Annotated in this window: 17 protein-coding genes; 4 read left to right on the forward strand and 13 right to left on the reverse strand. The window is 60.5% G+C overall.

The window, feature by feature from the left end; all coding sequences use genetic code 11:
* Positions 1 to 39: 39 nt before the first annotated feature.
* The 10 genes from ACQKIK_RS08420 to glnE form a co-directional block, all read right to left on the reverse strand.
* Positions 40 to 1,152: a glycosyltransferase gene (locus ACQKIK_RS08420; protein ID WP_499135579.1), complete on the reverse strand. Its 1,113-nt coding sequence runs from the start codon at positions 1,150 to 1,152 to the stop codon at positions 40 to 42.
* Complete coding sequence (locus ACQKIK_RS08425; protein ID WP_499135580.1) at positions 1,139 to 2,893, reverse strand: carbamoyltransferase family protein; 1,755 nt, start codon at positions 2,891 to 2,893, stop codon at positions 1,139 to 1,141. The genes ACQKIK_RS08420 and ACQKIK_RS08425 overlap by 14 nt, the downstream gene beginning before the upstream one ends.
* Positions 2,894 to 2,905: 12 nt before the next feature.
* Positions 2,906 to 4,357 carry a lipopolysaccharide kinase InaA family protein gene (locus ACQKIK_RS08430; RefSeq protein WP_499135581.1) on the reverse strand — a complete coding sequence of 484 codons (1,452 nt, stop codon included), beginning with the start codon at positions 4,355 to 4,357 and terminating at the stop codon, positions 2,906 to 2,908.
* Entirely contained in the window at positions 4,354 to 5,088 is a 735-nt protein-coding gene (locus ACQKIK_RS08435) for a lipopolysaccharide kinase InaA family protein (RefSeq protein ID WP_499135582.1), read from the reverse strand. The genes ACQKIK_RS08430 and ACQKIK_RS08435 overlap by 4 nt, the downstream gene beginning before the upstream one ends.
* Positions 5,088 to 5,894: a lipopolysaccharide core heptose(I) kinase RfaP gene (rfaP, locus tag ACQKIK_RS08440; protein ID WP_499135583.1), complete on the reverse strand. Its 807-nt coding sequence runs from the start codon at positions 5,892 to 5,894 to the stop codon at positions 5,088 to 5,090. Before rfaP ends, ACQKIK_RS08435 begins: the two co-directional genes overlap by 1 nt.
* Positions 5,891 to 7,012 carry a glycosyltransferase family 4 protein gene (locus tag ACQKIK_RS08445; RefSeq protein ID WP_045423941.1) on the reverse strand — a complete coding sequence of 374 codons (1,122 nt, stop codon included), beginning with the start codon at positions 7,010 to 7,012 and terminating at the stop codon, positions 5,891 to 5,893. Before ACQKIK_RS08445 ends, rfaP begins: the two co-directional genes overlap by 4 nt.
* On the reverse strand, positions 7,012 to 8,013 hold the full coding sequence (gene waaC / locus ACQKIK_RS08450) for a lipopolysaccharide heptosyltransferase I (protein WP_499135584.1): 1,002 nt from the start codon (positions 8,011 to 8,013) through the stop codon (positions 7,012 to 7,014). Before waaC ends, ACQKIK_RS08445 begins: the two co-directional genes overlap by 1 nt.
* Positions 8,014 to 9,048: a lipopolysaccharide heptosyltransferase II gene (waaF, locus tag ACQKIK_RS08455; RefSeq protein ID WP_241529363.1), complete on the reverse strand. Its 1,035-nt coding sequence runs from the start codon at positions 9,046 to 9,048 to the stop codon at positions 8,014 to 8,016.
* 82 nt (positions 9,049 to 9,130) lie between these two features.
* Positions 9,131 to 10,054: a branched-chain-amino-acid transaminase gene (gene ilvE, locus ACQKIK_RS08460; RefSeq protein WP_046161718.1), complete on the reverse strand. Its 924-nt coding sequence runs from the start codon at positions 10,052 to 10,054 to the stop codon at positions 9,131 to 9,133.
* A 38-nt stretch (positions 10,055 to 10,092) separates the two neighbouring features.
* Positions 10,093 to 13,038, reverse strand: a complete 2,946-nt coding sequence (glnE, locus tag ACQKIK_RS08465; RefSeq protein WP_499135585.1) for a bifunctional [glutamate--ammonia ligase]-adenylyl-L-tyrosine phosphorylase/[glutamate--ammonia-ligase] adenylyltransferase — start codon at positions 13,036 to 13,038, stop codon at positions 10,093 to 10,095.
* 276 nt (positions 13,039 to 13,314) lie between these two features.
* Between glnE and aceE the strand changes: the two genes are divergently transcribed.
* Positions 13,315 to 15,960: a pyruvate dehydrogenase (acetyl-transferring), homodimeric type gene (aceE, locus tag ACQKIK_RS08470; protein ID WP_499135586.1), complete on the forward strand. Its 2,646-nt coding sequence runs from the start codon at positions 13,315 to 13,317 to the stop codon at positions 15,958 to 15,960.
* A gap of 24 nt (positions 15,961 to 15,984) precedes the next feature.
* Positions 15,985 to 17,994, forward strand: a complete 2,010-nt coding sequence (aceF, locus tag ACQKIK_RS08475; protein WP_499135587.1) for a dihydrolipoyllysine-residue acetyltransferase — start codon at positions 15,985 to 15,987, stop codon at positions 17,992 to 17,994.
* A gap of 68 nt (positions 17,995 to 18,062) precedes the next feature.
* Here the strand turns inward: aceF and ACQKIK_RS08480 are convergent, their stop codons facing one another.
* Positions 18,063 to 18,590: a hypothetical protein gene (locus ACQKIK_RS08480; RefSeq protein ID WP_256044638.1), complete on the reverse strand. Its 528-nt coding sequence runs from the start codon at positions 18,588 to 18,590 to the stop codon at positions 18,063 to 18,065.
* Positions 18,591 to 18,700: 110 nt separating this feature from the next.
* Between ACQKIK_RS08480 and ACQKIK_RS08485 the strand changes: the two genes are divergently transcribed.
* Entirely contained in the window at positions 18,701 to 21,376 is a 2,676-nt protein-coding gene (locus ACQKIK_RS08485; protein ID WP_499135588.1) for a sensor domain-containing protein, read from the forward strand.
* 94 nt (positions 21,377 to 21,470) lie between these two features.
* Entirely contained in the window at positions 21,471 to 22,118 is a 648-nt protein-coding gene (gene msrA / locus ACQKIK_RS08490) for a peptide-methionine (S)-S-oxide reductase MsrA (RefSeq protein WP_499135589.1), read from the forward strand.
* 536 nt (positions 22,119 to 22,654) lie between these two features.
* Here msrA and ACQKIK_RS08495 read toward each other — a convergent pair.
* Positions 22,655 to 24,433: an acyl-CoA dehydrogenase C-terminal domain-containing protein gene (locus ACQKIK_RS08495; RefSeq protein WP_499135590.1), complete on the reverse strand. Its 1,779-nt coding sequence runs from the start codon at positions 24,431 to 24,433 to the stop codon at positions 22,655 to 22,657.
* A 221-nt stretch (positions 24,434 to 24,654) separates the two neighbouring features.
* Positions 24,655 to 26,448 (reverse strand): acyl-CoA dehydrogenase C-terminal domain-containing protein, encoded by a 1,794-nt coding sequence (locus ACQKIK_RS08500; RefSeq protein WP_499135591.1) that lies wholly within the window; start codon positions 26,446 to 26,448, stop codon positions 24,655 to 24,657.
* Positions 26,449 to 26,496: the final 48 nt, after the last annotated feature.

Consider the following 26,496-nt stretch of genomic DNA (forward strand, 5'->3'; position numbering starts at 1 on the left):
TGATGCGATGCGCTGGCTGGCTGACTGCGCCACGGCGGACTAGTCTGCCGCCAGTCGCCAGTTGATCATCATCGGCAACCGCCAAAAAGTGGTCCGCACACATTGGTCAGAAAAACGCAGCAGCGCCTCGGCAATTTGCGGATCGTCCTTTGGCGCCGTCGCACTCTGTCTCAGAGTGCGCGCCAAGGCATGTTCGTCGGCCCGCGTGAATAGCCGTCCAACGCCATCGACCACCTCCCTACCTCCTCCACAATCCGAGCAGATCACCGGCACTCCAGCGGCCATCGCTTCTAGCAGCACCATGCCGAACGGTTCGTGATCGGAGGTAAGAGCAAAGACGTCAAATGCCTTGAAGTAGCGACGGCCATACGGCACCTGGCCGAGAAAGCGCACTTGTTCGCTCACCTCAAGCTCCGCTGCCAATGCCTTCAACGGAGCCTCCAAAGAGCCGCTCCCCATGATCGCCAGGAGGCTTTGGCCCGGCAGCTGGGGCAGCGCTAACGCAAAGCCGCGAATAAGCGTTGCTTGGTCCTTGTCCGGATGCAGACGGCCAACATTGCCGACCACCCATGCATCCTGAGGCAGCCCGAGGAATACCCGAGCCTCTTCACGTGACAGCTGTTCAGCCCGCACCGCAGCTATATCTATACGGTTGTACAGCGTCTCGATGCGCTCAGCCGGCCAGCCAGAGAGGCAGGCGCGGAGATCGTCTCTCACAGCATTGGAGACGCCCAGCAGCGTCAGCCGCTTTCGATAGAAGTTGGCAAACAGCTGACGCGGACGACGCTGATAATCGCCCAAGGCATGGTGGATACCGATCACAGGCAGCCTGGTACCCAGCAATGCTACGTAGATCGGCTTGAAGCGATGGGCTATGCAGAACGCGAAGTCGCGTGTGGCGGCGACCTTTCGTATATCTTGAATTGCCTGTAGCTTTAGACCGCGCACGTCGCGGCTGCTATAACCGAGGAAGACCACTTCATCCGAAGCAGATCCTTGCACAACCTCATCACTCGGTGAGCCTGTGAGATATACCGTGCAGACCTTGTATGGCGTGCCAACGAAAAGCGCGGCGTATTGCCGCGCACAGTCGAGAAAGGGTCCGTCATAGCTGTGGCAAAACTGCAGCACCCAATTCTTAGACGCTGTCATACCATTCCTTACCGTCCTTGACCACGAGGATGTCCTCCATGATCAGGTACTGCAAGTCCGAGCCATAGAACATGTTCAGCGCATCGGTTGGAGAGCAAATCATCGGCTCACCGCGGCGGTTAAGCGAGGTGTTCAGCGAAACGCCGTTGCCGGTGAGTTTTTCTAGCTCAAGCATCAGATCGTACCAGCGCGGATTGTGCCGGCGCTCCAGCACCTGGGCGCGGGACGTTCCGTCCTCGTGAACCACTTCGCCGACGCGCTCCTTCCAGCCCTCGTTCACCTCGAAGGTGAAGGTCATGAATGGGCTGGGGTGATCGACCTTGAGCATTTGTGACGCAACGGTATCGAGCATGGACGGGCAGAAGGGTCTCCAGCGCTCGCGGAACTTGATCTGCTCGTTGATTCGATCGGCCACGCCTGGCACGCTCGGACAGCCGATGATCGAACGGCCGCCAAGGGCGCGCGGGCCGAACTCCATGCGCCCTTGGAACCAGGCCACGGGGTTTCCGTCCGCCATGATTCTGGCAATGCGCTCAGGGGTGTTGGTGATCTGCTTGAACACCGGCTGGTTGGGGTGCCGGGCACAGGCCGCGATGACATCTTCGTTGGAATAAGACGGGCCGAGATAGACGTGCTCCATCTTTTCCACCGGTACACCGCGCTGGTGGGAGACGTAGGCAGCCGCACCAACCGCGGTCCCGGCATCGCCGGAGGCAGGCTGGACGAACAGCTCTTTGACGTCGTCGCGGGCGATGATCTTCTGGTTGAGCTTGACGTTGAGCGCGCAACCTCCGGCGAAGGCGATCTTGCCGGTCTCGCGAATGATGTCGCCCAGGTAATAGTCCATCATCTGCAGCGCCAGCTTTTCGAACAGCGCCTGCATGGCAGCCGCGTAATGGATGTAGGGATCGTCGGCGATATCGCCTTCACGCTTGGGCCCCAGCCACTCGATCAGCTTAGGCGAGAAGTAATAGCCCTTGCCCTTCTCCTTGTAACGACGGAAGCCGATGACGTTGGCGTAATCCGTGTTGATGGTCAGCTCGCCATTCTCGAACGTGGCCAGGCGAGAGAAGTCATACTTGGCGGCATCGCCGTAGGGCGCCATGCCCATCACCTTGAACTCGCCGTCGAGCATCTCGAAACCGAGGTACTCGGTGATCGCACCGTACAGACCGCCCAAAGAATCCGGATCGTAGAATTCCTTGATCTTGTGGATCTTGCCGTTCTCACCCCAGCCGAAGAAGGTGGTGGCGTATTCGCCCTTGCCATCGATGCCGAGGATGGCGGTCTTCTCGGTGAATCCCGAGCAATGGTAGGCGCTGGAGGCGTGAGCCAGATGGTGCTCGACAGGCTGCAGCTTGACCTTTTTCAGGTCGAAGCCCAGCTGCTGCAGGCACCACTCGATGCGCTTCTTGTAGCGGTAGTAGCGGCGGTTGCCCATGAGAATGGCATCCAGCGCGCGGTCCGGTGCGTACCAGTAACGCTTGGCGTAGTGCCAGCGGGCCTTCTCGAAGATGCTAATCGGCGCGAACGGAATGGCCACCACATCGACATCGGACGGCTTGATGCCGGCCTGCTCAAGGCAAAACTTGGCTGATTCGTACGGCATGCGGTTCTTGGCATGCTTGTCACGCACGAAGCGTTCTTCTTCGACAGCAGCGATCAGCTTGCCGTCAATGTACAGAGCGGCGGAAGGATCATGACTGAGGGCGCCGGAAAGGCCGAGAATCGTCAATGCCACGGATATTGCCTCTTAATCTTCGATGCGGATGCCGGGCACCGCGGGTAAACGTTGGTCAAGCAGTTGATGCAGGGCGCTGTCGGCCGGCCAGTTGCGCAGAAAACGTGCACGATCCTTGGCATAGGCCCGGGCGAAGCTGGTATCGCTAACATGTTGCTGAACAGCATCGAGATCAATGAGTGTCCAGCGGCCCCGCTCCCAGAATATGTTGTGCCCTTTCAGGTCCCCATGACTGATGCGTTCGCGAATCAGCGTCGTGAACAATCGGTCCAGCGAGGACAGCTCTTCCTCGGGCGGACAACTATCCACGTACGGCTGAAAGTGCGCGATTATATCTTTACCCGGAAGCAATTCGGTAATCAGCCACGCGGGGCCACGCATCCACATCCAGCGCCGTTCGATGACTGCCAAGAGCCGGGGGGTGGCAACCCCTAGAAAGTCGAGGCGATTGCCTTCGATCCAGCTGTGCCAGGCGCGGCTAGGGCGCCAGAAACGCTTGACCCAATGCAGCGGGCTCTTGATGTTGTATCGTTTGATTAACAGGGGCCGCCGTTCCAGCTCGACTCGCGCTACGGTGGCAGTACCGCCGGTCTTGAACAGCTTGCCCTTGGCGATGAACGCATCCGGATCGGCAAGCACCGCCTGCAGGGCAGCCTCCTCATCGCGCCTCACCACCTGCGCACCGAACGCACCGATACGCGCACTGAAGAGACTGCAATCGCGTGCCACCTTTTTCAGGTAATCATTCAGACGCCAGGCGCGAGTCTTACGGATATCCTTGAGCAACGCCTCCAGCGGCAGCGCATGCTCGCTGTTGGCGAGTAGATAGTGCACCAGCAGCTCTTCGATGAACGGCTCAAGCTCTGCCGGCAATTGGGCGAAGAAAACACCAAGGTTTTCCAGTACGCGCTCCCGAGATAGCGGCGTTCCGGGCACTTCCGCTTTCACGCCACCGCCGTCAACCACATAGAGCTGGTCACGTGCGCGCAGCAGATTGTCGAGGTGCAGATCGGCCTGCCAAATACCGCGCGCGTGCATATTTGCGATCAGCGCAAGCGCAGCCGCGAGTACCTGCTCCTGAGCGGATGACAGCGGAGCATCTTGCTCAGTGTCCCGCCAAAGGCTCCAGAGACTCTGAGCACCCTCGAGATAGCCGAACGTCAGCCACCCCCCCTCTCGCTCAACCCAACCCTCGTCTAGCAGAGTAGACGTCGGCAGGCTCTGCCCAGCCAAGAGCGCGGCACCTTCACGCTCGCGTTGATAATGTCGACCTGCCTTATCTCCGACCAGCACCTTGACCAATACCTTGCGCCCCTCCCATTCAGCGCGGGCGACATAGCGCTGCCCGGGCAAGACGCGCAACCACGAGTCGATCAGCATTTCGCCCGAGGGGAGTTCCAGAACCAGCGGCAATGAAGGCTCACGGCCAGCCTTTGCCAGCTCTCCGAGCTTCAATCTGGTCATTCTCGCCCCTCGAAGAACTTTAAGACCGCGCGGATCCTGGCCTTGTCTCGGTTATCCAACTTCTGATGACCGCTGTACTGCAGGTAGAAACGCAAGCGCTGCGTCCGCGTGAGCTGGTATTTGGCAACTTTGTCCAGACAGGCCAGGTCCTTGACGATCCGCCGCTGCAGGAACGGTCCACGCCAGAACGCGCCGGTCGGACAGTCGATCAGGTAAAGGCGGCGCTGTGGATCGACCAGTAGATTCCGCCACTTTAGATCGTTATGCGCAAAGCCACGGTCGTGCATCGCCCGTGTCGAGCGCGCCAACTGCAGACTGACATCCTGGACCCAACGACGATCACGCAGGCGCGCATCGGTGGTGTTGGCCAGCAACGCAAGATCTTCGGTCTGCTCAAGCTCGCGGGTGATCAATGCTCCACGCAAAAAAGCACCACCGCGGCGCTCCAGGCCGTACGCCACAATTGGAGCGGTCGGAATACTCCAGCGCCGGAAGAGCATGAGATTCTGCCATTCGGCCTTGACCCGAGGCCGGCCGACGAATCGACGCAACCCTTTGCCTGCCCCAGAGTACCGTTTCACGTAATAGCGAACACCGTTACGCTCGATGCGGATGACCTCCGACAGCAAATCCCGGGTCAGCCTCTCGCCCTCCAGCTCGAATACGCTCTCTAGCCTACCGAAATCATCGCTCAGATCGGCATAGGCCGGGTCGAGTGTCCAGCCTGCCATCAAAGCGCATCTCCGTAGCGCAACTTGCGGTCTTGAAGCTTTTCCGCCTTCCGCTGCAGCCAAGTCAACAACGAAGCCTCGTCACGCAGGACATCCAGTAATGGCCGTTGGAAATAGACCTGGAGAAAACGCAGCTTGTCACGGCGCGTCAGGCCGATGCCCAACGCCGAGAAATACAACCCAGCCAGATCCTTGTTGCGCCAGCGGCGTGGCGTCTGGGTGCGGGTCTGGGCGCGGTGAAGGTCGATGAGCGACAGGCGAAAATCATGCGCCGTCACCGGCTTGTCGGTATGCAGCAGAAAATGGCAGATGTAGAAGTCGCGGTGATTGACTCCCGCACGGTGCATGTTCCCAGCCATGCGAGCGACTTCCGCAATCAGCGCGCGCTTGAGCGCAGGCTCCGGCGGTTGTTCACGCCAGTTTGCGGCGAAGTCCTCGAGGCTGACCGTCGGCGCCAGTTCTTCGGTGATGATGAACGAATGCTGGGTGGCGGGATTGCTGCCGCGCTCGCCATAGGCGACGGCAGTCATAGTCGGTACGCCGACCTCGTGTAACCGTTGAATGGCCCGCCACTCCTGCCCGGCGCCGAGGACTGGCAGCTTGGCGGTGCTGAGGTTCTTGACGATCTCGCCCCAACCAATGCCGCGATGAATCTTGACGAAGTAACCGCGCCCGTCGATTTCGGTGCGCAAGGTGCGCCGACCTTCGAGCTCGCGGTAAACCTGCCCCTGCAGCTGCTCGACCGCCTCGAACGGATCGCGACCGGCCCAGAGGGTTTTGAAGGGCTCTGTGACGATCAGTTTCATGGGCGCTCCGCGAGGATCACATCGGCAGCCCGCTCGGGCATGCTGTAAAGATCGGCGCCTTCGGCAAAAGCGAGAGCGTTCTGCGACCACAGTGCGCGTTGCTCATTGCCCGCAAGCATCTCGGCCAGAAGCCGATCGAGATGGCCCTGTTCGAAAGGACTCGGCACCACGCGACCGCAATCGGCATCCGCGATGTAATGTGCATAGCCGCAGACATCCGTAACGAGCACCGGCAGTCCGGCGACCAGCGCTTCGAGCAGCACGGTACCGGTATTCTCGTTGTAGGCGGGATGAATCAGCAGGTCGGCACCCAGCAGGAAACGCGGAATATCACTGCGCCCTTCAAGGAACATCACTTGATCGGAAACGCCCAGGTTCCGGGCCTGCACCTGAAAAGTCCCGGGATCGTCCTGACCAATGACGAACAGGCGAGCCCGCCTCTTCAACTCAGGAGGCAGCGAAGCGACGGCCCTGAGGCTGCGGTCGAGCCCCTTGGTCTTGAAACCGGAACCGATCTGCACCAGCAGAAGATCGTCGCCCTCAAGCCTGAACTCCCGTCGGAACTCGGCCCGAATGTCGAGGGCATTGGACGGCGCCTTTCGATCCTGGGCAATGCCCGGCGGCAGCAGGTGAAAACGATCAGCCGGCGTTGCGTAGTGCTTGATGAACAGCGGCTGCTGCACCTCGGAAATCATCAGGATCTGCGTCTTCGCCTGCGGGGCGAACACCGCGCGTTCGTACTCGGCGAAATGCTTGTAACGGCCCCAACGACGGTAGATTGGGTTACGCAGGGTCTGGGCCTTGTCCTCGAAACAAGGGTCGGCGGCGTAATACACATCCAGCCCAGGCATCTTGTTGAAGCCAATCACTCGGTCAACCGGCCGCTTCGCCAGATCCGCCTCGACCCAGGCGGTGAAGCGCTCATTGCGGGTGTGGTTGAACAGCGCCTTGACCGGTGCGATCAGCACCTCGAACCCCTCGGGCACTTCGCCTTCCCAGATCATTGCGTAGACCCGGACCATATGGCCCCGGCGCTGACACTCGAGCGCGATGCGCATGAAATCACGCTGCAACCCGCCAAAAGGAAAGTACTTATAGAGGATGAAGGCCAGTTGCATCAGGGTGTCTCCGATGACCGCAACAGGGCCTTGAGTTCGCTTGCAACGTGCTCGGCTGATAGCCCGTCGAAGCAGGGTTTGTGGCGATCGCCTTTACCGGCGTTCGGCCCAGGCGCGCACAAGTGTACTTGGGAACGGCCATAGGCGCCGACTCGGCCAGGCAGCGTGGGGCCATAAAGCGAAATGCTCGGCACGTCCAACGCTGCAGCTAGGTGACCGAGCCCTGTGTCCACCGCCACACAGGCACGTGCCCCGGCAACCACTTTGGCAATACCGCCCAGATTGAGCCTGGGCAATACCGAAGCGCTCGGCAGGCCTTGGGCGATTCGTTCGGCTCGGGCCTTTTCTTCCGCATTGCCCCAAGGCAGACGGATCGCCCAGCCGAACTCGCTCATACGCTCGGCCAGTTGGCGCCAGTAAGCCTCCGGCCAATGCTTGCTCGGCCAGGTGGTCCCATGAAGGAAGAGTAAATAGGGTTGTTCGCCTGGCGTGGCCAGCTGACTGCGGTCCAGCCCGTAGTCGGCAATCATCTCAGGAATCGAGTAGCCGAGCGCCTGAGCAAATAGTTGACGCACCCGCTCGAGCGCATGCTGGTCCTGGGGCACGGCATAGCATCGATCATAGAAACGCGACGCCAGCGGTTCGCGTATTGAATCACGATCAAACCCTGCAACCGGCGCCTTAACGTAACGTGTCAACCAAGCGCTCTTGAGCAGTCCTTGCGCATCGATCACCAGGTCGTAACGGGTCTCGCGCAGCCGCGCCTTGAAGCGCCGCCACTCGCCGGTACGAAGGGTTTGCAGCGGATGCTTGCGCCAGCGGCGGATGGCCACGGGAATTACCTGCGCAACCGCCGGATGCCAGGCAGGGATCTCAGCGAAACCCTCCTCTACCACCCAATCAAACTGAATACCGGGGATGGCGCGGTGCGCGTCGGTCAACGCCGGAAGCGTATGGATCACGTCACCCAGCGAAGAGGTCTTGACCAGCATCACCCTCACTCAACGCACCTCGACTGGCTGTGGAACCAGGCGCCCTAGCGCCTCGATGACAGGGCGCGGTGTCAGCTCACGCATGCAGTTGTTATGGCCGAAACGGCAGGTGCGTTCGAAACAGGGACTGCAATCGAGCCCCAGACGCACGACCTCGACCTGATCGGACAACGGCGGGGTGAAGGCCGGTGACGTCGAACCATAGACCGACACCAGCGGCCGCCCGAGCGCGGCGGCGACGTGCATCAGTCCCGAATCGTTGGAGACCACCGCTTCGGCGCAGGAAAGCAGATCGATGGCCTCGGCCAAACTGGTTTCGCCAGCCAGGTTCAGCGCCTCTTCTCGCAGCCCGGGGATCAACTGTTGCAGGATCTGCTCGCCGACAGCGTGGTCGTTTTTCGAGCCGAACAGCCAGACCTGCCATCCCTCGCGGATTTTCACCTCTGCAACCTTGGCGAAATGCTCGGCCGGCCAACGCTTGGACTCGCCGAACTCCGCTCCGGGGCAAAGTGCCAATACCGGACGATCCAGTGAAAGCCCGAAACGCGTCAGCGCCGCATCGCGACTGTGCTCAACGATGCGCAGCGCCGGCTTCGGATACGGGGCAGGCAACTCGGCACCCGGCTCGTAGGCCAACGCCATGAAGCGCTCGATCATCAGTGGATAGCGTTGCTTGTCCAGCTTGCGCATGTCGTTGAGCAGACCGAAACGCATCTCGCCCCGCCAGCCGGTACGCTTGGGAATGCCGGCGAAGAACGGGACCAAGGCGGACTTCAGCGAGTTGGGCAGCAGGATCGCCTGCTCATACTGTCCACGCAGCCCCTGGGCGATGTTGCGCCGGGTCGCCATGTCGAGCACACCATGCCCGACCGGAAAGCTTAGTGCCTGACGCACCTCGGGCATACGCTCGAGAATCGGGCGACTCCACTCCGGCGCGAGCACGTCGATCTGGCAATCGGGATGACGCTGTTTCAGACAGACAAACAGCGTCTGCGCCATCACCATGTCGCCGACCCAGCTGGGACCCACAATCAGAATATTCATAAAGGCAGCTTCAGGCTTAGGGCTTCATGCCGCAAGCGCGAGCTGCCCGAGCGGCCCGTGTTCGCGGCAGCAACCCCTGCGCTTATTTGACCAGCGTACGCCACTCGGGGTGCGCCTCGGTCTTGCCGGACACCAGATCGAAGTAGGCTTTCTGCACTCGCTCGGTGACCGGACCACGACGACCGATACCAATGTTGCGACCGTCCACTTCGCGGATCGGCGTGACTTCGGCGGCGGTGCCGGTGAAGAAGGCTTCATCGGCGATGTAAACCTCGTCACGGGTGATGCGCTTTTCCACAACCTTGATGCCCAACTCGGCAGCCAGGGTCAACACGGTACCGCGCGTGATGCCATTAAGGCAGGCGGTCACTTCAGGCGTGTAGATAACGCCGTCTTTGATAATGAAGATGTTCTCGCCCGAGCCTTCCGCTACATAGCCTTCCGGGTCCAGCATCAGCGCTTCGTCAGCGCCGCCAGAAATCGCTTCCTGCAGGGCCAGCATCGAGTTGATGTATGCGCCGTTGGATTTGGCGCGGGTCATGCTGATGTTGACGTGATGGCGGGTAAAGGAGCTGGTGCGCACCTTGATGCCCACCTCCAGCGCTTCGTCACCCATGTAGGCGCCCCAGTGCCAGGCGGCAACGATCACGTGAACCTTCAGGCCGCTGGCGCGCAGACCCATGCCTTCGGATCCGTAGAACACCATCGGGCGAATATAGGCGCTTTCCAGATTGTTCTCGCGAACGGCGGCGCGGGTGGCCTCGTTAATTTCCTCTTTCGAAAACGGCATCTTCATATTCATGATGTGCGCCGAATCGAACAGGCGATCAGTGTGCGCCTGCAGGCGGAAGATAGCGGTGCCCGCCGGCGTGTTGTAGGCACGCACGCCTTCGAAAACGCCCATACCGTAATGCAGAGTGTGAGTCAGCACATGGGTGGTCGCATCGCGCCACTGCACCATCTCACCGTCATACCAGATCACGCCATCACGATCGGACATCGACATTGTTGCCACCTCGAATTCGGTAAATGCTGTTTGACGAGTCAGCTAAGTCCCAGCTCGCGCCAGATGCGCATCACCGCGCGACGCTCGTCATGAAATTGGTCTCCGCTCACAACGCCAGGCAGTTTCTGCAGTGATTGCCGGTGGGCCGCAGCGCGGTATGCCTTGTAGGCATCCTGCAGCAACCGAACCTCATCGCCGGTCATCAACCCGGCCTGCTCCAACCCATCGAGAATGCGGATATTGTCGGTATAGCGCAGCAGTTGCGGATGCTGGTGCGACCACGCCAAAGCCGCGTATTGCACCATAAATTCGATATCCACGATACCACCGGCGTCCTGCTTGAGATTGAACTCACCCTCCGCCAAAAAGGCTTTGTCAGCCATGCCGGCCTGAGTGGAGCGGGTCCCGAGGTTGTCACGCATCTTGGTGCGCATCTCGCTGACTTCGCCGCGCAGCTGTTCGAGATCGCGCGAGCGCCCCAGCACCGAAGCACGGACGCTCTCGAAATCCTTTGCCAGCTGTGGACAGCCGACCAACACTCGGGCCCGCACCAACGCCTGATGCTCCCAAGTCCAGGCCTCCTCGCTCTGGTAGCGACTAAAGGCATTCAGCGAGCTGACAAGCAAGCCGGATACGCCTGACGGACGAAGGCGCATGTCGACCTCGTAGAGTTGGCCTGAAGTCGTCTGGGTGGTCAGCAGATGAATGATGCGCTGACCCAGACGGGTGAAGAACTGTGCGCCATCGATGGGCTTGGCACCGTCTGTTTCGGCGTTCGGGTCGCCGTCATGGATGAACACCAGATCCAGATCAGAGCCGTGGCCAAGCTCGATTCCGCCGACCTTGCCATAGCCCAGGATGATAAAGGCCGGATCGCACAGCGAACCGTCGACACGCCTCGGCTGGCCGTGCCGCGCGACGGTGTGGCGCCAAGCCAGGGCCAGCACCTCTTCGAGAATGGCCTCGGCGAGCCAGGTCAAGTAATCGCTAACCTTCATCAGCGGCAAGGTGCCGGCGATCTCGGAAGCCGCAACCCGCAGTCGGTGCGCCAGCTTGAAGTGGCGCAGCGCTTCCATCTGCTGCTCGAGGTCGTCCTCGGGAATGCGCGCCAGCCGCTCGCGCAGCTCCGCGGCGAGTTCCGGCGCCAGCGGCGGGCTGAACAGCCGCCCCGCGTTTAGCAGCTCGTCGAGCAGCAACGGAAAGCGCGCGATCTGCTCGGCGATCCACGGACTGCCAGCACAAAGCTCGAGCAGACGCTGCAGGGCGCCGGGGTTTTCGGTCAGCAGCACCAGATAGGCCGAACGCCGGGCAACCGCCTCGACCAGCGGCAGCACACGCTCCAGCACCAAATCCGGATCTTCCTGTTCAACCGCCTGAGCCAACAACCTAGGGATGAAGGCATCGAGACGCTCACGGCCGAGGCGCTGCATGGTCCGCACCTGATTGCCGCTACGCAAAGCCGCGAGTCGCTGGCAGGCGGCCTGACCGTCGCGAAAACCCGCATCGCTCAACTGACGGCAGGCAAATTCCTCATCCCAATCCTGCTCCCACAATGGCAGCCACTCGCCACCTGCCAACGACTCGCCTTCGGCGCTTTCGTCTTCGTCGGGATCGGCAATTACCTGACGGAAATGCCAATCTACTCGACCGCGCCAATGCAGAAGCTGCTGATGGAAGGCTTCCCAATCGCTGAACCCCATGATCAAGGCGACGCGATCACAATCGATCTGGTTGTCCGGCAGCATCTGTGTTTGGCGATCATCGATGGCCTGCAGCGCATGCTCGGTGTAACGCAGGAATTCATAGGCTTCGCGCAATTCCTCGACCGCAGCAGGCGGCAGATAGCCCTGCCCGGCCAGGGTTGTCAGCACCTTGAGCAAGGGTCGCTGCTGCAAGCTCAGGTCGCGCCCCCCGTGGATGAGCTGGAAAGCCTGAGCGATGAATTCCACCTCGCGAATGCCACCCGAGCCCAGCTTGATGTTGGCGGCCATACCCTTGCGCCGCACTTCCTGCTGGATCAGCTGTTTCATGGTGCGCAGCGCATCGATCGCGGAAAAATCGAGGTAACGCCGATAGACGAAGGGCCTGAGCATTTCCAGCAACTCCTTGCCGGCCGCTTCGCTGCCGCCGACCACCCGAGCCTTGATCATGGCGTAGCGTTCCCAGTCGCGCCCCTGGTCCTGGTAGTACTGTTCCAGTGCATTGAAGCTCAGCACCAGCGAGCCGGACGAGCCATAAGGCCGCAAACGCATGTCGACGCGAAAGACAAAGCCGTCCAGGGTCGGCGCATCGAGCGCCTTGATCAGCCGCTGACCGAGGCGAATGAAGAATTCCTGGTTATCCAGCGAACGCTTGGTGCCTACAGTTTCGCCGCCTTCCGGATAACCGAAGATCAGGTCGATATCGGATGACAGGTTGAGCTCGCGCGCGCCCAGCTTGCCCATGCCAAGGATGACCATCTGCTGCGCTTCGCCGCTGCGCCGACCGGTCGGCACACCAAACTGCTCGCAATGGCGCTCATACAGCCATTGATAGGCAAGATCGATACAGGCGTCAGCCATGTCGGACGAATCGCCGCAGGTCTCGGCGAGATCAGCCTGACGAGTAAGGTCACGCCAGATGATTCGTACCTGTTGGCGGTTGCGGAACCGGCGTAGCCGATTGGCCAGGCTCTCTTCGTCCGGGCAGTCGCTGAGCAGCTCTGCGAGCACTGCACGCATTTCGCCCGCCTTCAACGATCGCTCCAGCAAGCCGCTCTCGGCCAACTGGAGCAGCAATTCAGGATCTCGGCTAACCTGTTCGCTGACGAAGTCGCTGGCGGCGCAAACCCGACCGAAAGCCTCACGACGCATCGTCGGCCATGCCAAGAACCGCTGTTCAGCCTGCTCCGATGAGTCGCGCAGAGCGCCGAGGAACGTCTCCTCGGCACGGGTGACCAAAGATTCAAGCGACGGCGGCAGTGCAACCAGCGATGGCAAACTCATGAATGTTTCCTTAGCGCAAGAATGGCTAGAGGGATAGCGAAAACGTCCGGACTAGAGCCCCTGACGCCGGAGCCAGCCAGCTAGACCGGCTCGCCGCGATGTAGTTTTACTACGAAAGAATGTGACAGGGGGCTGAATCAGCCGCGGTTTTGTAGTAAAACTACAGAGCCCGGCTCTACCCCCGGCAAACATCCAAGAACATATACGCGCCGGCCCACAAAGCTGGCCGCGAAGCAGGCAACCGATTCTGGAAGCCTTTCCGCCCTGGAGCAAGCCATGCAAGATCTCGATCCCGTCGAAACCCAGGAATGGCTGGACGCCCTCGAGTCAGTTCTCGACCGCGAAGGCGAAGACCGCGCCCATTATTTAATGACCCGGATGGGGGAGCTGGCCACCCGTAGCGGCACACCGCTGCCCTACGGCATCACCACGCCGTACCGCAACACCATCCCCGTTACCCGCGAAGCCAAGATGCCCGGCGACCTGTTCATGGAACGCCGCATCCGCTCCTTGGTCCGCTGGAACGCGCTGGCAATGGTGATGCGCGCAAACATGAAGGACCCGGACCTGGGTGGACATATTTCCACCTTCGCCTCCAGTGCGACGCTCTACGACATCGGCTTCAACTACTTCTTCCAGGCGCCTACTGAAGAGCATGGCGGCGACCTGATCTACTATCAGGGCCACGCCTCTCCTGGCATCTATTCGCGCGCGTTCCTCGAAGGCCGCCTGAGCGAAGATCAGATGCTCAACTTCCGACAGGAAGTGGATGGCCAAGGTCTGTCGAGCTACCCGCACCCGCACCTGATGCCGGACTTCTGGCAGTTCCCGACCGTGTCCATGGGCCTGGGCCCGATCACGGCGATCTACCAGGCGCGCTTCATGAAGTACCTGGAAAACCGTGGCTTCATCCCGAAGGGCAAGCAGCGTGTCTGGTGCTTCATCGGCGACGGCGAGTGCGACGAGCCGGAAACCCTCGGTGCCATTTCCCTGGCTGGCCGCGAAAACCTCGACAACCTGGTATTCGTCATCAACTGCAACCTGCAGCGTCTCGACGGCCCGGTCCGCGGTAACAGCAAGATCATCCAAGAGCTGGAAGGCGTGTTCAAAGGCGCCAATTGGAACGTCAACAAAGTAGTATGGGGCCGCCTGTGGGACCCGCTGTTCGCCGCCGACGAAGACGGCCGCATGCAGCGTCGCATGGACGAGGCGATCGACGGGGAATACCAGAACTACAAAGCCAAAGACGGCGCCTATGTGCGCAAACACTTCTTTGGTGCTGACCCTGAACTGCTCAAGCGCGTCGAGAGCATGTCGGATGAGGAAGTCTGGAAGCTCAACCGCGGCGGCCACGACCCGTACAAGGTCTATGCAGCCTACCACCAGGCGGTCAACCACAAGGGTCAGCCGACGGTCATCCTAGCCAAGACCATCAAGGGCTACGGTACCGGTGCCGGTGAGGCGAAGAACATCGCCCACAACACTAAGAAAGTCGATATCGACAGCCTGAAGATGTTCCGCGATCGCTTCGACATCCCGGTCAACGATTCGCAGCTCGAAGAACTACCGTTCTATCGTCCAGCCGAAGACAGCGCCGAGATGCGCTACCTGCGCAAGTGCCGCGAGAAGCTCGGTGGTTCCTTGCCGCAGCGCCGGCCGAAGAGCTTCAGCATCCCGACGCCGCCGCTGGAAACTCTCAAAGCGGTGCTTGACGGCTCCGGGGAGCGCGAGATTTCCACGACCATGGCGTTCGGCCGGATCCTGTCGCAACTGGTGAAAGACAAGGACCTGGGCAAGCGTATCGTGCCGATCCTCGCCGACGAGGCGCGCACCTTTGGCATGGAAGGCATGTTCCGTCAGCTCGGCATCTACTCCCCAGTCGGCCAGCTGTACGAGCCCGTCGACCGCGATCAGGTGATGTACTACCGCGAAGAAAAGGACGGCCAGATTCTTCAGGAAGGCCTGAACGAAGCGGGTGCTTTCTCCTCGTTCATCGCTGCCGGTACTGCCTACAGCAACTACAACCAGCCAATGCTGCCGGTCTACATCTTCTATTCGATGTTCGGTTTCCAGCGTATCGGCGACCTGGCATGGGCAGCTGGCGACGCCCAGACCCGCGGCTTCCTGCTGGGCGGCACCGCCGGCCGTACCACGCTGAACGGCGAAGGTCTGCAGCACGAGGACGGCCACAGCCACATCCTGGCCAGCACCATCCCCAACTGCCGCAGCTATGACCCCACCTACGGCTACGAGCTGGCGGTGATCATGCATCACGGCATGCACGAGATGATGGAGCTGCAGAAGAGCGTCTACTACTACATCACCGTGATGAACGAGAACTACCAGCAGCCGGCCATGCCGCAGGGTGTCGAGGAAGGCATTCTCAAAGGTATGTACCTGCTTGAAGAAGCCAAGGGCGACTTCAAGCACCGCGTGCAGCTGTTGGGCTCGGGCACCATCCTGCGCGAGGTACGCGCCGCAGTGGACATCCTCGCCAAGATGGGCGTGGGTGCCGACGTCTGGAGCGTGACCAGCTTCAACGAGCTGCGCCGCGATGGCCTGGCCGTGGACCACTGGAACCGCTTGCACCCAACCGACGAACCGCGCAAGAGCTATGTTGAGCAGTGTCTGGAAGGCCGCGAAGGTCCCGTCATCGCCTCCACCGACTACATGAAGCTGTTCGCCGATCAGATTCGCCAGTGGGTTCCGTCGCGTGAATACCAGGTGCTAGGCACCGACGGCTTCGGCCGCAGCGACTCGCGCGCCAAGCTGCGTGACTTCTTCGAAGTCGACCGTCGCTGGGTCGCTGTCGCCGCCCTGCAGGCACTCGCCGCTCGCGGCGCCATCGAACGCACGGTCGTGGCCAACGCCATCACCGAGTTCGGTATCGACCCCGAGAAGCGCAATCCGCTGGATTGCTGATGCGTGCGCACAGGAGAACCTATTGTGAGTGAAACCATACGCGTACCCGACATCGGCAGCGGTGAGGGTGAAGTAATCGAATTGTTCGTCAAGGTCGGCGACCGTATCGAAGCCGACCAGAGCATCCTGACGCTCGAATCCGACAAGGCCAGCATGGAGATCCCTGCGCCCAAGGCGGGCGTGGTGAAAAGCCTGAAGGTCAAGCTTGGCGACCGCCTGAAAGAAGGCGACGAGCTGCTGGAGCTTGAGAGCGAGGAAGAGCCGAACAGCGAGGCACCGACAGAAGACGCCGCCGAGCCGGCCGGCGCCGCTACCGGCGGCCCGGCAGATGAAACCGAGGCGCCTACCCCTCCGGGCGATGAAGCTCCGTCGGCATCAGCTGAGGAAGGCGAATCGCAGGAGATCAAGGTCCCGGACATCGGATCGGACGGCAAGGCCAGCGTCATTGAAATCTCGGTCAAAGTCGGCGACACCATCGCCGCCGAGCAAGCACTGATCACGCTGGAGTCCGACAAAGCCAGCATGGAGATACCCTCCCCGGCTGCCGGCGTGGTCGAGAGCATTTCGGTGAAGGTCGGCGACGAAGTTGGTACCGGTGACCTAATCCTGATCCTCAAGGGCGCCGCTTCGAGCAAGCCGGCAGCGGCCAGCGCCTCGGACAGCCAGGCACAAAGCCCGGCCAAGGAGAAACTGACCGAGCAGGCCGCAGAAGCACCAGCCGAAGCTGCAGGCGAGTCCGTGGAGGAGGTTCGTATTCCGGACATCGGCTCCAGCGGCAGCGCCAAGGTCATCGAAGTCATGATCAAGGCCGGCGACATCGTCGAGGCGGATCAATCACTGATCACGCTGGAGTCGGACAAAGCCAGCATGGAGATCCCAGCGCCCAAGGCTGGAGTGGTGGAATCGCTGTCGATCAAGGTCGGTGACGATGCCAAGACCGGCGACATGATCCTGACCTTGAAGGTGGCTGGCGCAGCTCCGGCGAAGAAAGCCGAGCCGAAGCCGCAGCAGGAAGCAGCGCCCCAGCAGCAGGCCGTTGCACCGAACAAGCAAGGCGTACCGGAGGCCAAGGCAGCCTCGACGCCAGCCCCAGCCGTGAGCGGGCCGAGCAAGGCCGGCACCAAGGTGCACGCTGGCCCTGCGGTGCGCATGACCGCACGGGAATTCGGCGTGGAATTGGCTGATGTCACCGGAACAGGACCAAAGGGCAGGATTCTCAAGGAAGACGTTCAGGCCTACGTCAAGAACATGCTGCACAAGACCAAGCAGGCCTCGGCCGAAGGCGCTACGGGCGGTGCGGGCATCCCGCCGATCCCGACCATTGATTTCAGCCGCTTTGGTGAAATTGAAGAAGTGCCCATGAGCCGCCTGATGCAGGTCGGTGCCGCCAACTTGCATCGCAGCTGGCTGAACGTGCCGCACGTGACCCAGTTCGAGTCGGCTGACATCACCGAATTGGAAGCTTTCCGTGTCGCGCAGAAGGCGATCGCGGAAAAAGCCGGCGTCAAGCTGACCGTGCTGCCGTTGCTGCTCAAGGCGTGCGCGCATCTGCTCAAGGAGTTGCCGGAGTTCAACGCTTCGCTGTCGCCAAGCGGCAAGTCAGTGATTCGCAAGAAATACGTGCATGTCGGCTTCGCGGTCGACACTCCGGACGGCTTGATGGTCCCTGTGATACGCAACGTTGACCAGAAGAGCTTGTTGCAGTTGGCAGCCGAAGCGGCAGAGTTGGCCGAGAAGGCCCGCACCAAGAAGCTATCGCCCGATGCCATGCAAGGTGCCTGCTTCACCATCTCAAGTCTCGGCCACATTGGCGGCACCGGCTTCACGCCGATCGTCAACGCGCCGGAAGTGGCGATCCTCGGTGTATCCAAGGCGGCGATGCAGCCGGTTTGGGATGGCAAGGCCTTCCAGCCTCGCCTGATGTTGCCGCTATCGCTGTCCTATGACCACCGCGTCATCAACGGCGCCGCGGCAGCACGCTTCACCAAGCGTCTGTCCGAGCTGCTGGCTGACATCCGCACCATGCTGTTGTGATCGGATGAGCAACAAAAAACCCGCCATCTGGCGGGTTTTTTTGTGCCACCTAACACCGTGAGGCGCCATCAGCCTTTCTGCAAATTGCGGAACAGGAATGAAAGAGCCTTCGCCAGCTCCTCGGCACCCTTGGGATCGCGCAGGATGGTTAGCCAAGGATCGCCACCCGCCTTGCCAGCGAAGGTGCACACGACACCCTGCGGCGGGCATTGGTATTGGATGTAGGGGTCCATGCCGAACACCGAGAAACCTCTATTACGCACGGCGACATTGCCGGACGCATCACGGCGCTCCTCACGAATGCGCAACTCACCCGGAGCACCAACGCTGATCTGGTATTCGAGGTCCTCTGGGTTGGCCTGCCCCACTTGATAGGCCGCCCGCAATCCATAGGTTTTGAGCAGTGCATTGCTATGAGCAAGCAGCGCTTTTCGTTCGTCCGTGGTCAGGTAAAGCGTCTTGAGCTCGGCCAGATATCGCGACGGTTCATCCGAGCCCAAGGTATTTGATTCGGCAGCTTTGAGCTGTCCGGTGGCGATCAGGAAGATCGAGATCAACAGTAACTTTGATAGCCGACTTGTCAGTCCCTGCTGCATGATGCACCCTTGCGGTGATTAATATTATTTAGCCATCGCCGCGCCGTAAAAAGCGTCTAAGCTGCGGCTAACGAAGCGACTACCGCAGCATACTGGAAGCAAACCGCTCGATGAAAATACATACCGATGCCGCCAGCCGTTTGGCGACCGAGGTTGTGACGCAGTTGCCAGTGCCTTCGAGGCTGGGCATGCTGCGCTTCGAGCGTTTGAATGAATCCAGCTGGGCGCTGCTGTTTCTAGACCCTGCCTGCGAACGTTATCTAGGCCAGCCCGCGCAGGATCTCTGTTCCCTGATCGACTCGCCTTACGCCAGCCTCATGGAACCGCAGGTTCGCCTTAAGCTTCATGACGTTGTCCAAGCCCAGCTCGCAACGCTGGGCCACTATTCCATCCGGTATTGCCTGCACACCTGCGGTGGGCCGCTGGATATGTTGGAAATCGGTGAACTCTGCCAGCAGTATGGTCGAGATCTGGTCCGCGGCTACCTGATTGTCGAACCCCATGCAGCGGAAGCCTCCCCTGCGCTGGAAGCCGAAAATGCGAAGCTGCGGTCGACCCTGGAGTTTTATCAGCAGGCCCAGGATGAGCACCTCGAACACCTGATCCGCTCCCGTGCGCAGCAGAGTCTGATTGTGCGCCTGGCCCGGCACCGGTACAGCGCAGCCGACCCGCAGCTCGAGGCCGCCCAGCTGATCACCCAAGCCGCCAGCGAAGCCTACGGGATAGCCCGCGCGTCGATATGGCATTTGAAGGGTAATCATCTAGAAGCCATCGCCGCCTACTGTCGCGACAGTGGCAGCCTCGAATACCCTTCATCGTTGGAAGTGTCAGGCTGTCCGCGTTATATGGAGGCGCTGCACAGGGGGCGAGTGATCGATGTGCAAAACATCGCCGAAGACGCCCGGACCGTGGAACTTGCGCAAGCTTTTTTCAAACCACGGGGTATCACGTCGATCCTTGACGCAACGATACGGGTCGGTGGTGAGGTGTTTGGCGTGCTCTGTCTAGAACACTCCGGTTGCGTCAGAACCTGGCATGCCGACGAGGTGGCGTTCGCTGGTGAACTGGCCGATCAGTATGCGCAGGTGCTGGCCAATCAGCAGCGCGTCAGTGCGACTTACACATTGCACCTCTTCCAGCGCGCGGTCGAACAGAGTGCCAGCGCGTTCATTCTGGTCGATCGTGATGGCATCGTCGAGTACGTGAATCCGAGCTTCACCTCTATCACCCAGTTTTCAGCCGATGAGGTTCGGGGCCGCCGCCTAGCCGAGCTTACCGCCTTGGAAAACCTCAGCGAATTGCTGTTCGATACCTCGTCGGCCTTGTCGCAAAGCAACAGCTGGCAGGGTGAATTTCGCAGCCGCCGAAAGAATCTTGAGCCCTATTGGGGGCAGCTGTCGATTTCCAAGGTGTTCGGTGAGAGCGGTGAACTCACGCATTACATCGGCATTTACGAAGACATCACGCAGAGCAAGTTGGCGCAGCAGCACATCGAGCGCCTGGCCTATACGGATAACCTGACCAGCCTCGGAAATCGGCCGTTTTTCATTCGCAGCATAGAAGAGCGCTTCGCCACCAACAAAGAACCGCAGCTGTGTCTGTTGCTGGTGGATATCGACAATTTCAAGCGCATCAATGACAGCCTCGGGCACCAGACCGGGGATAAATTGCTGGCCAGCCTGGCTCGCCGTCTACGCAACAGCCTCAACCGGGACAGTGTGCTTGCACGCTTCGCCAGCAACGAGTTCGCGCTCCTGCTCGACAACATGGACCTTGAAGAAGGCCGGCTCCTGGCGCATCAAGTGCTGCGCATCCTCGACAAACCCCTGTTTGTCGACAAACAGCTGATCAGCGTCAGCGCCTCCCTGGGCCTGGCCTGTTCGCCGCTGCATGGCCGCGATCCCGAGACGCTGATGAAACACGCCGGCCAAGCCCTGCATAAAGCCAAGGCCAACGGCAAGAATCAGGTCCAGGTGTTTACCGAAGCCTTGCACGCCGAGGCCAACTACAAGCTATTCGTCGAAAACAATCTGCGCCGTGCGCTGGTGCAGAATGAGCTAGAAGTCTTCTATCAACCCAAGCTCTGCCTGCGCAGCGGTCGGCTCCAGGGACTGGAAGCGCTGCTGCGCTGGAACCACCCGGAAAAAGGCATGATCCGCCCTGATCAATTCATCGGCGTTGCCGAAGAAACCGGGTTGATCATCCCGATAGGCAAGTGGGTAGCACGGGAGGCCTGTCGAATGGGGCTACAGCTCGCAGCGCTGGGCATCGGCAATCCACAGGTCGCGATCAACCTGTCGCCCAAGCAATTTTCGGATCCCGACCTGGTCGGCTCAATCGCCGCCATTCTTTCCGAAGAACAGCTACCACCCGACCGTCTTGAGCTGGAGCTGACTGAGAGCCTACTGCTCGAAGCGACCGAAGAGACCCGCCAGCAACTGATAGGGCTTAAGGCACTCGGGGTCACGCTGGCAATGGATGATTTCGGTACCGGCTATTCGTCGTTGAGCTATCTGAAGAAATTCCCCATCGATGTGATCAAGATCGACCGCAGCTTTATCAAGGACATCCCGGACAACCAGGACGATATCGAGATTACCTCAGCCGTTATCGCCATGGCCCGCAACCTCAATCTCAAGGTGGTTGCGGAAGGTATCGAGACAGTTGAACAGCTGACCTTCCTGCGCCATCAGCGCTGCGATATCGGGCAGGGTTACCTGTTCGACAAGCCCATCCCCGGCGACCAGCTACTGACCTCGCTACGCCGATACCCGCACTGGCTCTAACGGTCTGTGCCTACCGTCCGGGCACATGCGCGTTGGATTTGTCAGCTTGGTAGCCTAGGCTAGCTGAAAACACGCCCCAGGCTCGAGGACCACAATGACCCTGCGCTCGCAAATTCTCGTTCATAAACAAGCGCTACCCGATGCAGGACAAGCCCTGCCCGGACGCGCCAAGCCAGTTCCGGTACCCGCAGCTCACTTCGTCAGCGGTAACCCGCTGCAGCCCCCTTTCCCGGAGCACCTGCAGCAGGCGATGTTTGCAATGGGTTGTTTCTGGGGGGCCGAACGCCGCTTTTGGGAGCAGCCAGGGGTATGGACTACCGCGGTGGTCTATGCCGGAGGGCACACGCCAAACCCCACCTACGAAGAAGTCTGTTCCGGTCTTACAGGGCACACCGAAGCCGTGCTGGTGGTGTTTGACCCGCAAAAAATTTCTTACAACGACTTGCTCAGGCTGTTCTGGGAGGCGCACAACCCGACCCAAGGCATGCGCCAAGGCAACGACATCGGCACCCAGTATCGCTCGGCAATCTACTGCTTTAGCGCCACGCAACTCGAAATGGCGCGCGATAGCGAAGCGTGCTTCCAGACAGAGCTGAACAAGCACGGGCTTGGAGGCATCACCACGGAAATCGCCGACCTACCGGCTTTCTACTACGCAGAGGCCTATCACCAGCAATATTTGGCGAAGAACCCTGGCGGATACTGTGGCCTTGGAGGCACAGGCGTCTACATGCCAGCCTGAAAACTGCACTGCGTCGATGCTGGGGCTAATCAGACGCTAGGGGAGGCAAGCGCAGCCTGCCAATGTCTTGCGGTGGCGTTGCGCCCGGACAGCTTCCCCAGCTTGTCCGCGCTCCGCCAACTTCATCTGGATCGAGCCGCCAAGCCGCCGCGGCACACAGACATCCATCTACCGGCCCGTGACGCCTGGCTTCTCTGCCCTTTAAAAAAGAAAACCCCGCCGAAGCGGGGCCTTTGCAGACTGAAACTGACATCCGTGACTTACGCCTTCCTGGCGTCGTTCCGCTACGCGTCCGTTTTGTGTCTAAAGCGCTTCCCTACGCGGCGTCCATGGCGGCAAAGACTACCGATCGGCCTGGAAAACCTGTAGTAGCAGTTCGCACCACGGCTTGTAAGCATTTACTTACGCACGACCCCTTCCTTGGCGCTGCGTGTAAGTAATTGGCTACAAGCGATGCAGATCTATGACTAAGCCCGTCACACATTGTTCCCAGAGATGGCGAATTAATTTCATTGTGCCTTCACAGGATTGAGCGTTTAGAACTGCGAAGCCTCGAGCAGATACAACGAATCGCTGCCAGCTCGAACCGAGGCGCTCAACGAGTGGATGCGCGGCAGCAGACGAGCGAAATAGAACCGCGCAGTGCCTAGCTTGCTGGCATAGAAGTCATCCTGGGTTTCCTTGCCCACTGCGGCCTCTGCCATTCTGGCCCACATATAGGCGTAGGCCGTATAACCGAACACATGCAGGTATTCGACCGAGGCCGCACCGATCTCGTTGGGATTGCGCTTCGCGCTGTCGATGACAAACGAGGTGAGCGCATCAAGGTTCTCCAGTGCGGCCTGCAATGGCGCCGTGAACTCTCCAAGCTCACTGCCCGCCGCTGCACAGTAGCTGCGTACTTCTTCGGCAAACGCGTTGTACAGCTCGCCGCCGCTGCCCACCACCTTTCGCCCAAGCAGATCCAGCGCCTGGATACCGTTGGTGCCTTCGTAGATCTGGGTGATCCGGCAGTCGCGTACCAGCTGCTCCTGCCCCCACTCCCGGATAAAACCGTGGCCGCCGAAAACCTGCTGGCCATGGACAGTCGTTTCCAGCCCCATGTCGGTCAGGAAAGCCTTGGCTACCGGTGTCAGTAGAGCCACAAGCGCCTCGGCACGCTGGCGTGCTTCGGCGTCATCGCTGAATTTGGCGATGTCCAGCTGCAGCGCCACATAGCTGGAGAAGGCGCGACCACCCTCGTTCAGCGCCTTCATGGTCAGCAGCATCCGCCGAACATCGGGGTGCACGATAATCGGGTCAGCGGCCTTGTCTTGCGCTACCGGGCCAGTCGGTGCGCGGCTCTGGATACGCTCACGTGCGTACTCGATAGCGCTCTGATAGGAACGCTCGCCCGTGGCCAAGCCCTGGATACCGACGCCGAGACGCTCATAGTTCATCATGGTGAACATCGCCGCCAGGCCCTTGTTCGGCTCGCCGACCATCCAGCCCGTCGCACCATCGAAGTTCATCACGCAGGTGGCCGAGGCCTGGATGCCCATCTTGTGCTCGATGGAACCGCAGCCGAGGCTGTTGTGCTCCCCGAGGCTGCCATCTTCGTTGACCATTACTTTCGGCACCAGGAACAGTGAGATACCGCGCGAACCGGCCGGCGCATCGGGCAGTTTGGCCAGTACCAGGTGGATGATGTTCTCGGTGAGATCGTGCTCGCCGCCGGTGATGAATATCTTGGTGCCGCTGACCTTGTATGAGCCGTCCGCTTGCGGCTCGGCCTTGGTGCGAATGATGCCCAGATCAGTACCTGCATGAGGCTCGGTCAGGCACATGGAGCCGGACCAGACACCGGCATACATGTTCGCCAGGTACTTCTGCTTAAGCTCTTCGCTGGCGTGGGCGTAGATGGACAGGCAGGCGCCGGAGGTCAGCATGGGGTACAGGCCGAACGCCAAGCTGGCGGAGTTCATCATTTCCTCGACTTGCGCCGAGATCGCTTTCGGCATGCCCATGCCGCCGTAGGCTGGATCGCCGCCTACACCGACCCAGCCGCCTTCGGCGTAAAGGCGATAGGCTTCTGGGTAACCGGCCGGGGTGGTTACCGCGCCGTCGACCCAGCTGCAGCCCTCCTCGTCACCACTGCGGTTGAGCGGAGCGATCGAGTTGGCCGTTATCTTGCCCGCTTCCTCGAGAATGGCTTCGGCCGTCTCGGCATCGACGACTTCCGCCAGAGCCGGCAGTGTCTGCCAGAGCTTCGGCGCATCGAAGACTTCATTCAGGACGAAACGCATATCGCGCAGGGGTGCTTTGTAGTCAGCCATGAAAAAAGACCTCGCAGAAAACATGTCACCCGGCCGATTGGCCGCAGCAGTTTCGCGAGTCTAACTGAAGACCAATCGGCGCCCGAAGCGTCTTTAAATGACTGACCGGTTCTCCCTTCGACGCTAGAGGCAGCCACACTTGCTCGTCCGGAATCCACAAGCTGCGACTGAGATCGCCCACAAAAAAGCCCGCACGAGGCGGGCTGTAGATTACCGATGGGTCAGAAAGCGAATTGGTCAGCAGCCAGCTTCATCAGGCTGGCACTGCCGGCCTCGATGGCCGCTTTATGGGCAGCGGTGCGGGGGAGCAGGCGAGCAAAGTAAAATTCGGCAGTGGTCAGCTTCGACTGGTAGAACGCCGTGTCGCTGCCCGCTTCATCCAGCTTGCTCTGAGCCACCACAGCCATGCGCAGCCAGAAGTAGCCCAGGATCAGGTAACCGCAGTACATCAGGTAGTCCACCGAGGCCGCGCCGACTTCGTCAGGATTCTTCATCGCGGCCAGGCCGATTCGTGTGGTGACCTCGCCCAGCTCACGATTCAGGCCAGCCAGCTGCGTGACGTAGTGTTGCAGCTGAGGATGCTGCGCGTTGGCCTCGCAGAACTTGTGCACCTGCTTGGTGAAACCGCGCATCAGCTTGCCCTGGCTGCCGAGCACCTTGCGACCGAGCAGGTCGAGTGCCTGAATACCGTTGGTACCTTCGTAGATCGGTGCGATGCGGCAGTCGCGCACCAGCTGCTCCATACCCCACTCGCGAATGTAGCCGTGGCCGCCGAATATCTGCATGCCGAGATTGGTAACCTCCAGCCCGGTGTCGGTCATGAAGGCCTTGCAGATCGGGGTGAGAAAGGCGAGTAGGTCCTCGGCTTCCTTGCGCTTATCGGCGTCCGGGCTGTGTATCTGATCAAGCAGCTGCGCGGTGAAGTAGGCCAGGGCACGGTTGCCCTCGTTGAACGCCTTCATGGTCAGCAGCATGCGCCGCACATCGGGGTGCACAATGATCGGATCGGCAGGCTTTTCAGGAAACTTCGCCCCGGTCAGTGCACGCATCTGCAAACGTTCATTGGCGTACCGGATGGCGCCCTGAAAGCTCGCCTCGCCACTGCATAGCCCCTGCATGCCGGTACCCAGCCGTGCATGGTTCATCATCGTGAACATGCAGTTCAGACCCTTGTTGGGCTCACCGATGAGGAAACCCTTGGCGCCATCGAAGTTGATCACGCAAGTTGCCGACGCCTTGATCCCCATCTTGTGCTCGATGGAGCCGCAGGCGACAGTGTTGCGTTCGCCTGCTTCGCCAGCCGCATCAGGCATGAACTTGGGCACGATGAACAGTGAAATGCCTTTGGTGCCAGCCGGAGCATCAGGCAGTTTGGCCAGCACCAGATGCACGATGTTCTCGCTCATGTCGTGCTCGCCGGCCGAGATGAAGATCTTCGTGCCGCTGATCGCGTAGCTGCCGTCAGCCTGCGGTACCGCACGAGTCTTGATGATGCCCAGATCCGTGCCGCAATGGGATTCAGTGAGGCACATGGTGCCGGTCCAGCGGCCCTCGGTCATGCGGGTCAGGTAGGCTTGCTTCTGCTCATCGGTGCCGTGAGCGGCGATTGCGGCCATGGCGCCATGGGTCAGCCCTGGATACATACCAAAAGAGGTATTCGCCGAGCCGACCATCTCACCGACTACAAGCCCCAGCGAGTGCGGCAGGCCTTGACCGCCATAGGCAGGATCCGAGGCCAGGCCCATCCAGCCGCCTTCAGCATACTGCGCAAAGGCTTCCTTGAAGCCTTTAGGGGTGACTACCACGCCGTCGTCGAAATGGCAGCCTTCCTCGTCACCGCTCCGGTTAAGGGGCGCAAGGACCTGCTCGCAGAACTTGGCGCCTTCTTCGAGGATCGCGCTAACCGTGTCTGGCGTGGCGTCTTCGGCACCGTTGGCCGCGTAGCTGCCATGAAAGTCGAACACTTCGTCGATCAGGAAGCGCATATCGCGCAGGGGAGCTTTGTAAGCGGGCATATCGATCTCCAGGACGGCACTGTGCATTGTTATGCCCGCCACGCTACT

The organism is Pseudomonas sp. NPDC047961, assembly GCF_050272435.1.
Classification (GTDB): domain Bacteria; phylum Pseudomonadota; class Gammaproteobacteria; order Pseudomonadales; family Pseudomonadaceae; genus Stutzerimonas.